Origin of the sequence: Nodosilinea sp. LEGE 07088 (genome assembly GCF_015207395.1) — a bacterium.
GTDB lineage: Bacteria > Cyanobacteriota > Cyanobacteriia > Phormidesmidales > Phormidesmidaceae > Nodosilinea.
Genome location: NZ_JADEWX010000191.1, coordinates 1 through 10,283, shown reverse-complemented (window position 1 = coordinate 10,283; position 10,283 = coordinate 1). Strand labels below are relative to the sequence as shown.

11 protein-coding genes and 1 pseudogene are annotated in these 10,283 nt (G+C 58.5%); 10 read left to right on the top strand and 2 right to left on the bottom strand.

Going from position 1 to position 10,283, the window contains the following annotated elements; translation table 11 throughout:
* Positions 1 to 107 precede the first annotated feature (107 nt).
* The 7 genes from IQ254_RS26495 (at position 108) to purD (ending at position 5,565) form a co-directional block, all read left to right on the top strand.
* Positions 108 to 281 (top strand): hypothetical protein, encoded by a 174-nt coding sequence (locus tag IQ254_RS26495; protein WP_193969158.1) that lies wholly within the window; start codon positions 108 to 110, stop codon positions 279 to 281.
* Positions 282 to 345: 64 nt separating this feature from the next.
* Positions 346 to 663 (top strand): 2Fe-2S iron-sulfur cluster-binding protein, encoded by a 318-nt coding sequence (locus tag IQ254_RS26490; RefSeq protein ID WP_193969157.1) that lies wholly within the window; start codon positions 346 to 348, stop codon positions 661 to 663.
* Between the two features lie 157 nt (positions 664 to 820).
* Positions 821 to 1,009, top strand: coding sequence for a hypothetical protein (locus IQ254_RS26485; protein WP_193969156.1), 189 nt, complete (start codon positions 821 to 823; stop codon positions 1,007 to 1,009).
* Between the two features lie 5 nt (positions 1,010 to 1,014).
* Positions 1,015 to 2,112 (top strand): DUF3326 domain-containing protein, encoded by a 1,098-nt coding sequence (locus IQ254_RS26480; RefSeq protein ID WP_193969155.1) that lies wholly within the window; start codon positions 1,015 to 1,017, stop codon positions 2,110 to 2,112.
* Positions 2,113 to 2,458: 346 nt separating this feature from the next.
* Positions 2,459 to 2,890, top strand: coding sequence for a response regulator (locus IQ254_RS26475; protein WP_193969154.1), 432 nt, complete (start codon positions 2,459 to 2,461; stop codon positions 2,888 to 2,890).
* Positions 2,891 to 2,931: 41 nt separating this feature from the next.
* Positions 2,932 to 4,149, top strand: a complete 1,218-nt coding sequence (locus tag IQ254_RS26470) for a hybrid sensor histidine kinase/response regulator (protein WP_193969153.1) — start codon at positions 2,932 to 2,934, stop codon at positions 4,147 to 4,149.
* Between the two features lie 138 nt (positions 4,150 to 4,287).
* Positions 4,288 to 5,565 carry a phosphoribosylamine--glycine ligase gene (gene purD, locus IQ254_RS26465; protein ID WP_193969152.1) on the top strand — a complete coding sequence of 426 codons (1,278 nt, stop codon included), beginning with the start codon at positions 4,288 to 4,290 and terminating at the stop codon, positions 5,563 to 5,565.
* Positions 5,566 to 5,652: 87 nt separating this feature from the next.
* Here purD and IQ254_RS26460 read toward each other — a convergent pair whose 3' ends face one another.
* Together IQ254_RS26460 and IQ254_RS26455 are read right to left on the bottom strand one after the other, a co-directional pair.
* Positions 5,653 to 6,108 (bottom strand): single-stranded DNA-binding protein, encoded by a 456-nt coding sequence (locus IQ254_RS26460; RefSeq protein WP_193969151.1) that lies wholly within the window; start codon positions 6,106 to 6,108, stop codon positions 5,653 to 5,655.
* On the bottom strand, positions 6,105 to 8,636 hold the full coding sequence (locus IQ254_RS26455; protein WP_193969150.1) for a mannose-1-phosphate guanyltransferase: 2,532 nt from the start codon (positions 8,634 to 8,636) through the stop codon (positions 6,105 to 6,107). Before IQ254_RS26455 ends, IQ254_RS26460 begins: the two co-directional genes overlap by 4 nt.
* Before the next feature lie 321 nt (positions 8,637 to 8,957).
* Between IQ254_RS26455 and IQ254_RS26450 the strand changes: the two genes are divergently transcribed.
* The 3 genes and pseudogenes from IQ254_RS26450 to IQ254_RS26440 all read left to right on the top strand — a co-directional run.
* Entirely contained in the window at positions 8,958 to 9,140 is a 183-nt protein-coding gene (locus IQ254_RS26450; protein ID WP_193969149.1) for a hypothetical protein, read from the top strand.
* Complete coding sequence (locus IQ254_RS26445) at positions 9,137 to 9,835, top strand: class I SAM-dependent methyltransferase (RefSeq protein ID WP_193969148.1); 699 nt, start codon at positions 9,137 to 9,139, stop codon at positions 9,833 to 9,835. The genes IQ254_RS26450 and IQ254_RS26445 overlap by 4 nt, the downstream gene beginning before the upstream one ends.
* A gap of 8 nt (positions 9,836 to 9,843) precedes the next feature.
* Positions 9,844 to 10,283: pseudogene (locus tag IQ254_RS26440) on the top strand (hypothetical protein); the annotation flags it as partial.

Genomic DNA, 10,283 nt, shown 5'->3' with positions numbered 1-10,283 from the left:
CCCCCACTCTCCCGCTCTCCCGCTCCCCCACTCCCCCAGTGCGCTGGTCAGCAAAGTTGTTTATGCTGTCGAAGGAAACGCTAAGGAATCTCTAGAAAGGGGACGCTATGGAACTGCAAGCCATTCGCGATCGCATCGCCACCATTCAATCTAAGCGGGAGTCGTTGATTCGTTTACTCGAGCAGCCTGACCTGGGCACCCTGCGCATCGATGTCAACCAGGCGATCGAAGAAATGGACGATCTGCTGGAAGAATTTGACCGTACCTTTCCGGTGGGATGATAGGTTGAGATTTGAATTAGATCATCCTTGCACCCACCCGCTAACCTTTCTTGCTCAACTCGCTATGGCCACCAGCTACACCGTCGAAATCCATCACCAGGGCACGACCCAGACCATCACCGTCCCAGAGGATCAAACCATTCTAGGTGCGGCTCAGGTGGTGGGGCTAGATTTACCGACCTCCTGTGGGGCCGGGGTTTGCACCACCTGTGCCGCCCTGGTGCTGGAGGGTGAGGTAGATCAGAGCGAGGGCATGGGGGTCAGCACCGAACTCCAGGCAGAGGGCTATGCCCTGCTGTGCGTGGCCTACCCCCGCTCAAATATCAAGCTAGAGACTGAGAAAGAAGACATTGTCTATCAAAAGCAGTTTGGCCAGGGGTGAGACGGCTCGGGTTCCTGCTTCCAAAGTTAGTGCCAGACCAAATTCTCAGGTTTATCCAGTCAACCTCTCGTAGGGTGGGCACTACCCACCACCCAGGTATCGCTAAGGGTGGGCACTTTCCCGGCATATTCTTCAAGGACCTAAGTGTTTCAGACCTATGGCCCTCGCCACGCACTTCATCACCTTAGATATAGACCTGACGACCACCGGAGAGGATCTGGTTGGGGCGATCGAGGCGGCCCTCGCCGAACAGGGCGAGCCGCTGCGCTGGGCCATTACTCAGGTGAACCAGGCTACCCAAACCGCCACGGTAGAGGCGGTCGTGACGACTCGCTCTAGCATCTAACAGCCATGCTCCATTCTGTTTCTGGTCGGCCCTATACGGCGGTGCTGGTGGTGCCCACGGGCATTGGCGCAGCGGTGGGGGGCTACGCAGGCGATGCGCTGCCGGTGGCGCGGGCAATGGCGGCGGTGGTCGATACGCTGATTACCCACCCCAACGTGATGAACGGGGCCCAGCTCTACTGGCCACTGCCAAACGCCTACTACGTCGAAGGCTATAGTCTCGATCAGTTTGCGGCGGGGCGCTGGGGGCTGCGCCCGGTGCACCGCAATCGCATTGGTCTGGTGCTCGATGCCGCCATTGAAGACGACCTCCGCTGGCGACACCTACAGGCAGCGGATGCCGCCAGAGCAACCCTGGGCCTAGCGTTAACGGATTACGCCGTCACCGACGCGCCCCTCGGAGTCGAGCTCCGAACGGCGGCTTCGGGAGCTACCTGGGGAACCATTCAGCGGCCCGATAGTTTATTGCGCGCTGCCGAACGGGCGATCGCAGCCGGGGCGAACGCGATCGCCGTCGTAGCCCGTTTCCCTGAAGATACCGATGCCGAGGCCCTGCAAGACTACCGCCAGGGCCAGGGAATCGACCCCCTGGCTGGGGCCGAAGCGGTGATTAGCCACCTGGTTGTGCGCACGTTGCAAGTCCCCTGTGCCCATGCCCCGGCCCTGAACCCGTTACCGCTGGATGCGTCCATATCGCCCAAATCGGCCGCCGAAGAGATTGGCTATACGTTTTTGCCCTGTGTGTTGGCAGGGTTGAGTCGGGCCCCCCAGTTTGTGCTAGCGCCGACCCTGGGTGGCGCTAGCCCTGCCCTCTGGGCCGATCAGGTGGATGCCATTGTGGTACCCGCCACTGCCTGTGGGGGCAGCGCAGTGCTGAGTTTAAGCCAGCGGGCCTTGGCGATCGCCGTAGAGGCCAACAGCACCGCCCTAGCGGTAAGCCCAGAATCATTGGGGGTGCCAGCGGTGCGGGTGACCTCCTATCTAGAGGCGATCGGGCTGCTGGCGGCGCACCGGGCAGGCATTCATCCCCAGGCTCTGACAGCCCAGATGCCCCACCTCAAGGCATTGGGGTCTACCCCTGAGATTCTGTCTTGGGGCAGATAGAATTCGACATCAAACTCTCTACGATTGATGCTTGAGGAGGCCGGTTGAGCGACTGATTACTAGAACGCCGGTACAGAAACCCGGTTTCTCGGCCAGAATGCCAGTCACGCCGTTGGGGCAGTGACCAAGAAACCGGGTTTTTAGCCATACTGTACCGATGCTCTAGGCAGTGCTTTTAGCAATGATGGTCAAGCCCAGAATTGCCGCACAAAGCCATAGGCCAGTTGCGATGCACCAGAGTTTGCCAATGTCGATGGGGCGTTATGGTCCTTAATTGCTGTTGACCTGGTATGCCGCTGAGTTAAGCCATTTGCCTTGGCCTCCGCTGTTGTCCCAGGAGCGAGTGATGGAAAAGCGTCAGGTTAATGTTCTACTAGTCGAAGATGACGAAGTAGATGTAATGAATGTGCAGCGGGCATTCAAGCGCAAACACATTGATCACCCTCTCTACGTTGCCAGCAATGGCATAGACGCATTAACCATGCTGCGTGGCCGTGGTGTGGACTCTTCTGCGGTGCCCAGTAACCGGCGGCTAGTGCTCTTAGACATCAACATGCCGAAGATGAATGGTCTGGAATTTCTTCAGGAATTGCGCCAAGATGAGGACCTCAGGTCCACTCCAGTCGTTGTGTTGACGACCTCCGATGCCGATCAAGATCGCCTCGAGGCCTATCGACTGAACGTGGCAGGCTATATTCTTAAACCAGCTACCTTTGCTACCTTTGCCGAGGTCATGGCCTCCCTAAATCAATACTGGGCACTGTGTGAAATTCCCTAGGCATCGGCAAAGGTAGTACGTTGGAGGCAGGGGTTGAGCACATGGGGCAAACGATAGAGTTACTGCTCATAGATGACGATGCAGTCGATCGCATGGCCATTTGTCGTGCCCTAGCGCGCACCAATTTAGCGGTACAGGTGACCGAGGTAACCAGTGCCGAGCAGGCCATCGCTCACCTGAATAGCCATCGCTACGACTGCGTCTTTTTAGACTATCGGCTCCCTGAGCGGGATGGATTGTCGTTGATTCGTCAGCTGCGTGCTGATGGCGTGAGTATTCCTCTGGTTGTATTGACGGGGCAGGGCGATGAGCAGACGGCTGTAGACCTGATGAAGGCCGGAGCCAGTGACTACCTGATTAAAACTCGGGTTTCGCCCGACCGATTGGCGCTGCTGCTGCACAATGCCCTGCGGGTGTATGAGGCCGAACAGCGGGAAGCCAAGGCTCTCACCCAGCTACAGCAGACCAATGCCCTGCTCACTCAGCAAAATGAAGAACTAGAGGGTCAGCGTCGCTACATCGAAGATCAAAACCTCAAGCTCCTGGAAGCCTATCGGGTCAAGTCAGAGTTCTTGGCGACCATGTCTCACGAGTTGCGCACGCCGCTTAACGTTATTTTGGGGTTTTCGCAAATTTTAGATAGCCAGTCTAAGGGGCCTCTAACTACCCACCAGGCCGAAATGGTCAAGCGCATTTTTACCAACGGCAAAAACCTGCTCAACCTGGTCAACGATATTCTCGATTTATCTAAGCTAGAGGCCCAGCGGCTCACCCTATCGCCAGCCCCGGTAGACCTGCATCGCCTGGTGGGAGCAACCCTGTCGGATCTGCGATCGCTAGCCGACGGCAAAGCCCTGTCCCTAGAGAGCGACCTAGAACTCAAGCACCCGGTGGTGGTTAGCGATGAGCACCGCCTGCGGCAGGTGTTGACCAATTTGGTCTCCAATGCCGTTAAATTTACCGATCGCGGTCGGGTCCATGTCACCCTCACCGAAGCCGCCTCCGATCAGATTGTGCTGACCGTAGCCGATACCGGCATTGGTATTGCCGCAGAACAGCTGCCCCATATTTTTGAAGCCTTTCGCCAGGCCGACCAAACCATTCGCCGCCAGCGCTCTGGCACCGGGCTGGGGCTGGCGATTGTGCAGTCTCTGGTGACCATTATGGGCGGCACCATTGTCATTGATAGCCAGGTGGGGCAGGGCACGACCATCGTCGTCACCCTGCCTCGGCAGTTGGCCTTACCTCCGACTGCTTAGCCGTCAGCATTTCATCGCCATCGGAGGCCTTCATGACCTGGGGTTAAATCAAGCCAGATTAAATCTGAGCCGTTTAGAGACCTGCTGAGGGAGCTAACGTGCGACAATAGGAACCGCAAAATTGAGTAGAAATCGCCTGTGAAAGCTCTTGTGATTGGCAGTGGTGGCCGCGAACATACCCTGGCCTGGTCGTTACTCCAATCGCCCCGCATTACCGAGGTGTTTTGTGTGCCCGGCAATGGAGGCACCGCCAGGTTGCCTCACTGTCGCAATCTGGCTATGGCCCCCAACGATTTTGAGGGCATTGCTCGCTTTGCCCTAGTGAATAATTTGGAGCTGGTGGTGGTGGGCCCGGAGCAACCCCTGGCCGAGGGCATTGCCGACTACCTGCAAGATCAGGGCCTTAAGGTGTTTGGCCCCTGCCAGGCCGGAGCCCAGATTGAAGCCAGCAAGGCCTGGGCTAAGGCACTGATGACCGAGGCGAGGATCCCCACCGCCCAGGCTGAAGTTTTTGACACAGAATCTGCCGCTCTGGCCTACCTTGAGCAGCAGGGGGTTCCCATCGTGGTCAAGGCTAACGGGCTGGCAGCGGGCAAGGGGGTCACCGTAGCCCACACCTTAGCAGAGGCCGTGGAGGCGGTGACCGAGGTCTTTAGCGGCAAGTTTGGCGAGGCCGACAGCCAGGTCGTGATCGAAGACTTTATGACCGGCCAGGAGGCCTCGGTGCTGGCGGTGACCGACGGGCAAACGATTGTGCCCCTGATGCCCGCCCAGGACCACAAGGCTATTGGCGAGGGCGACACCGGCCCCAATACCGGCGGCATGGGAGCCTACGCCCCGACCCCGGTAATGACCCCTGACATGATGGCGCGGGTACAGAGTGAGGTGCTCGAACCGGCGATCGCCACCCTGCGCAGTCGAGGCATTGACTATCGCGGCGTGCTCTACGCCGGGCTGATGATTACGCCAGCGGGTGAGCCCAAGGTAGTGGAGTTTAACTGCCGCTTTGGTGACCCCGAGACCCAGGCCGTGCTGCCCCTGCTAGAGACGCCGCTGGATACCGTCATGCTGGCCTGCATTGGGGGGCAGCTCGACGCGCTGGAACTCCAGTGGAAGCCGGGGGCAGCGGCCTGTGTGGTGGTGGCGGCTGAGGGCTACCCCGATCGCTACCCTAAGGGGATGGAGATTGTGGGCCTTGACGCAGCGGCTGAGACCGGGGCGCTGGTGTTTCAGGCGGGAACCCGGTTGAAGGGAGACAGCGTTGTCGCCGACGGCGGGCGAGTGCTGGGGGTGACAGGGTTAGGGGATACCGTTGAGGCCGCGATCGCCAATGCCTATGCGGCGATCGACAAAATTTGTTTTGAAAATATGTACTACCGCCGCGACATCGGCTACCGAGTCAAGGATGGGGTGTAGCCAGCAAGGCTACCCACTTGAGCCAGACTGAAGCTGGAATGGATGGTCTTAGGTGACTAAGCTAATGAATGGAGCGTTTGATTCGAACTAAAACGGAATATCGTCGTAGCTGGGGGCATCGGCACTGTCCGCCGACGCTGCCGGAGCCGCCGGAGGTGCTGCTGGCCGCGAAGCTGCCGGACTAGGCGTAGCCGTTGGCGTCGGTGCCGCCGCTGGCGGTGCCATGGGCATGGTGTTGAGATCGCCAACGCTGTAGATGCGCTGCACCGTCATCTCCACCTGCTTTTCTTTGAAACCCTCGGGGCGATCGACCACATTCATAGCCAAACGACCTTCGAGCATCACCCGCTGACCCGCCTGGTACTGGGCCTGAATATCCTGGGCCAGGTTACCCCAGCCCACCACTTTCATTTGCGATGAGGGGTCGCCCTCCCGTAGCCCTGGGAACTGCACGACAAACTCGGCCACAGGGGTCTGGTTGTCGGAGGTGTAGCGCAGCTGGGGCGACTGCACGATTTCGGCCATTAGCAGACAGTTGTTCATAGCGGCATAGGCTCCTTCATGCCCTGTTCTTTCTCGATGAAGTCTTGGACTTGCTGCTGGTACTTAGACAGGGTCTCATCCAGCCACTCCCGGCTCTCGCTGTTGCCGTAGATATGCACCAGGGGCTCACCGGCATCGGGCAGCACCAGCACCCAGTCATCGGGGTTGTCGCCCAAGATTTTAACCCCATCGATGAGTTCGAGACGCTCTTGGGGGGTTTCTTCGACCAGGTAGCGCATCAGCGCCCCCTTCACAGTCCAGGGACAGCGCAGAGTCTGCATGCGGTAGGCCATGCGGGGCAGGTCTGACCAAATTTGCCCCAGCGATCGCTGCTGCAGACTGAGAATCTCAATCAACTTGGCGATGCAGAACATAGCGTCAAAGCCGGGGTGCAGCTCAGGGAAAATAAAGCCCATGTCGCCGCTGCCGCCGAGGACCACGTTCGGATTGGTCTGGCAGGCTTCCATCAGGGCCGTGGGGTTGGCTTTGGTGCGAATCACCTGGCCGTCGTGGCGGCGGGCAATCTGCTCAATGGCACCAGAGGTGTGCACCGGCACCACAATGGTGCCACGGGGATGGGTCGTGAGCATCATATGGGTCATCAGGGCAGTGAGCACTTCACCGCGAATGCAGGTACCCATCTCATCGACCAAAATCAGCTGCTCGCCATTGGCCGACACCTGGGCACCAAAGGTGGCCCGCAGCGACTGTACGACCTGGCCCAGTTGGTTGAGCATGACCTCGCGCTCGTCGTTGGAGAGGGCCATCTGGCGCAGGCTGGCGTTGAGAACTACGGCATCACAGTCAAACTTACCGAGAATCTGAGGCAGCACAGCCCCAGAAACGGCGTAGAGGTAATCGATCACGACTTTGGCCTGGCTGTTGATGACAGCCTTGACATTGAGATGCTTCTCAAAGGCAGTGGTGTAGGCAGAGACCACGTTGGTGGGGTAGGTAACGGTGCCAATCTCATGGATGGGCGATCGCCTCAGGTCTTCTTTGAAGTAGGCTCCCTCGATTTTCTTCTCTTTGCCCTTGGGAATATCGATGCCGTACTCGTCGAAGAACTCGATCAGCAGATAGTCGGGGCGATCGGGGTGCAGACGCACGTGAATGCCCCCGGCGACGCCCATCTGGGCCAGCACGCTGCGGGCCACCGGAATGGCGGTCGCCTCCAGGTTTTGGATGTTGACGCCCACGGACATCAGGCCAGCAATCAGCGATCGCGACACCATGCGCGAAATGCTGCGCTGGTCGCGCGACACCGTAACATGGGAACCCGGCTTGAGGGTAGACCCAAAGGCCGCCCCCAACTTGACGGCAAACTCAGGGGTGATATCGATATTGGCTAACCCAGCGACCCCCCGCTGGCCAAACAGATTGCGCTGGGCCGTATTGCCCCAAATAAGGTTGATGTTCAACGTTGCACCTGACTCAATTTGCTTGCTGGGCCAGACCCGCACGCCAGGGCTAATCTGCGCCTCTTCGCCCACTGTTGACAGGGGGCCAATCACCGCGCCTTCGAGCACGTGGGAGCGGCGGTCAACCCGTGCTCCCCGGGCAATGCTACAGGCCCGCAGATGCACTTCGTCCCCTATGATTGCGCCATTCCAAACGATGGGGCGCTTGAGGTCGGCATCGCTGCCAATGGTGACGTTGTCGCCAATGACAGTACCCGGTGCGAGCACGGTGCGGGGGCCAATGCGGCAGTTGTTGCCGATCAACACTGGCGGATTGATCGTAGCCGTTGGGTCTATGTGAGTATTGTCGCCGATCCACACGCCGGGAGATGTCTCTGGGTAAGCATAATCGACTACAACCTTACGGTGCAGCGCATCGTACTGGGCTTCCCGGTAGGCTTCCAGGTGGCCCACATCGCACCAGTAGCCGTCGGCCACATAGCCATACATGGGCTCATCCTTCTCCAGCAGCAGCGGGAACAGATCCTTCGAAAAGTCGGATTCCTGATTGTCGGGTAGGTAGTCGAGCACCTCGGGTTCGAGAATATAAGTGCCTGTATTGACGGTGTCAGAGAAAATTTCGCTGGTGGAGGGCTTTTCTAAAAACCGCTTGATTCGCCCCTCGTTGTCGGTAATCACTACCCCAAACTCAATCGGGTTGGGGACTCGAGTTAGCACCAGGGTAGCCTTAGACCCTTTTTGCTTGTGAAACTCAATGGCCTGCTGGAGGTCAAAGTCGGTCACGCTATCGCCACTGATCACCAAAAACGTCTCGGTCAGCATGTCGGCAATATTCTTCACGCAGCCTGCTGTACCCAGGGGCTGGTCTTCTTCGACAGCGTAGGTCATCTGAACGCCAAAATCGCGGCCGTCGTTGAAGTAGTTGCGCATCACGTCGGGCAGGTAAAAGAGAGTGGCGATCACCTCGTTAATGCCGTTGCGCTTGAGTAGATTGACGATGTGTTCAGCAATGGGGCGGTTGAGAATTGGCACCATTGGCTTGGGCAAATCACATGTGAGAGGCCGCAGACGAGTTCCTGAACCACCAGCCATAAGCACTGCACGCATACATTCTCCTTCCTGCTATTGAATATGTCCCCCAAGGGGATCCTCTACCGATGGCAGAGGGCTTAAACCAAACGCTATTGGACTGTCTACAGAACTATCTACAACTTTACCCCGGCCTCGATCTAGCCCAAGATAGAGTAGAGCAAATATACTTACTCACCTCTCTATCCCAGGTGAGGTCTGCGCTAGCTGCCAACGGGGACGTTGGGATAGGCTGCCCTGGGCCGCTGACTGACTAACTTTCCCGGTAGGCCACCGCGAAAATCAATGACGTTGGTATTGTAGAAGCATAGGTGATCGATGTGGAAAGGAGCAGTGACTATGGGTACATTGATCGTGCTTTTGCTGGCGGGAATCTACGGTGGCGGGGCTTTTAAGTTTTGGACTGGGTTTAATCGCACCAACTTTACCGAGGGCAAAGTGAAGTTTACGGTGCTCTGGCCGCTGTTTTTGGCGCTCAACAAGTCGTACCGCGAAAACTTTAGCCGAGCGCTGAAGGGATGAGCCGCCTACCCCACGATGCGTCGCCCTGGGGGGGGCTAATCCAGGCGGTAGCCCAGCGTTACGACCATGAGTTTAGCGGCAAGGCGTTTGATTTGCCCCCCGAGGTCGAAGAGATGCCGGTCTTCCAAGACTGGATCGCCGGCACCCTAACGCCCCGGATCTCGACGCCCTTTTGGGAGTCAGTGAAGCCGCGCAAGCGCGATCGCTGCCTCGACATTGGCTGCGGCATCAGCTTTTTAATCTATCCCTGGCGGGAGTGGGATGCCCTCTTCCAGGGCCATGAGATTAGCGCCGTAGCCTGTAGCGCCCTGACCTCCCGTGGCCCACAGCTCAACTCGAAGCTGTTTAAGGGGGTGACCCAAGGCCCAGCCCATCGTCTGGAGTATGAGCCCCAGAGTTTTGATCTGGTGATGGCCACCGGGGTCAGCTGCTACTACCCGATCGACTACTGGGCGACGGTGCTCCAGCAGATCAAAAAAGTGCTCAAGCCCGGCGGCTGGCTGCTGTTTGATGCCCTCAACCCCGAGGCCGAACTGGCTGAGAGCTGGGCCATTCTGGAAACCTATCTAGGGGCTGAGGTGTATCTCGAAGACCTCGATCGCTGGCCGGCCCTGGTCAAGGCCGAAGGAGCCCGAGTTGTCTCAACCCGTGACTATGAATTGTTTCGCCTTTTTAAGGTGAAGTGGGATGGTTAAGCGCTACCATGGGCGGCGATACTGAGCCAACCGGGCGGAGAGCCAAAACCATGGGAGTATTTGTGAGAGTTGTGGCCCCCTGGGTGCTGGTGCTAGCCGTCGTGGCCCTAGGGGGTTGCAGGCGAGAGGTTAGCACCCCTGACGCGATCGGCCCTGACGCCAGTACTCCGACCACAGACGTTGGCGAGGTTGCCGATCAAGCCACCGATGAAACTGCCGATGAAACCGCCGATGAAGGTGACTTTCGCTCGACGCCAATCAATCCCACCCGCAATGCCCGCCTCGCTACCCAGGCGGAGGGAGCACAGATTAATTTGCGATCGCAGCCGACGACCCAGTCAACGGCTCTGGGCTATGGCGTGGGGGGCGACCAGATTACCCTGCTGCGGCTGGCCGAAGGGGAGGGGGGCTTCAGCTGGTACTACGTAAAATTTGCGGAGTCGGGGGC

Excerpts from the sequence above, each read along its gene's own strand:
- IQ254_RS26480 (WP_193969155.1), top strand. The coding sequence starts at position 1,015 with ATGCTCCATTCTGTTTCTGGTCGGCCCTATACGGCGGTGCTGGTGGTG.
- IQ254_RS26450 (WP_193969149.1), top strand. The coding sequence starts at position 8,958 with ATGGGTACATTGATCGTGCTTTTGCTGGCGGGAATCTACGGTGGCGGG.
- IQ254_RS26490 (WP_193969157.1), top strand. The coding sequence starts at position 346 with ATGGCCACCAGCTACACCGTCGAAATCCATCACCAGGGCACGACCCAG.
- IQ254_RS26460 (WP_193969151.1), bottom strand. The coding sequence starts at position 6,108 with ATGAACAACTGTCTGCTAATGGCCGAAATCGTGCAGTCGCCCCAGCTG.
- IQ254_RS26485 (WP_193969156.1), top strand. The coding sequence starts at position 821 with ATGGCCCTCGCCACGCACTTCATCACCTTAGATATAGACCTGACGACC.
- IQ254_RS26470 (WP_193969153.1), top strand. The coding sequence starts at position 2,932 with ATGGGGCAAACGATAGAGTTACTGCTCATAGATGACGATGCAGTCGAT.
- IQ254_RS26495 (WP_193969158.1), top strand. The coding sequence starts at position 108 with ATGGAACTGCAAGCCATTCGCGATCGCATCGCCACCATTCAATCTAAG.
- IQ254_RS26475 (WP_193969154.1), top strand. The coding sequence starts at position 2,459 with ATGGAAAAGCGTCAGGTTAATGTTCTACTAGTCGAAGATGACGAAGTA.
- IQ254_RS26455 (WP_193969150.1), bottom strand. The coding sequence starts at position 8,636 with ATGCGTGCAGTGCTTATGGCTGGTGGTTCAGGAACTCGTCTGCGGCCT.
- IQ254_RS26445 (WP_193969148.1), top strand. The coding sequence starts at position 9,137 with ATGAGCCGCCTACCCCACGATGCGTCGCCCTGGGGGGGGCTAATCCAG.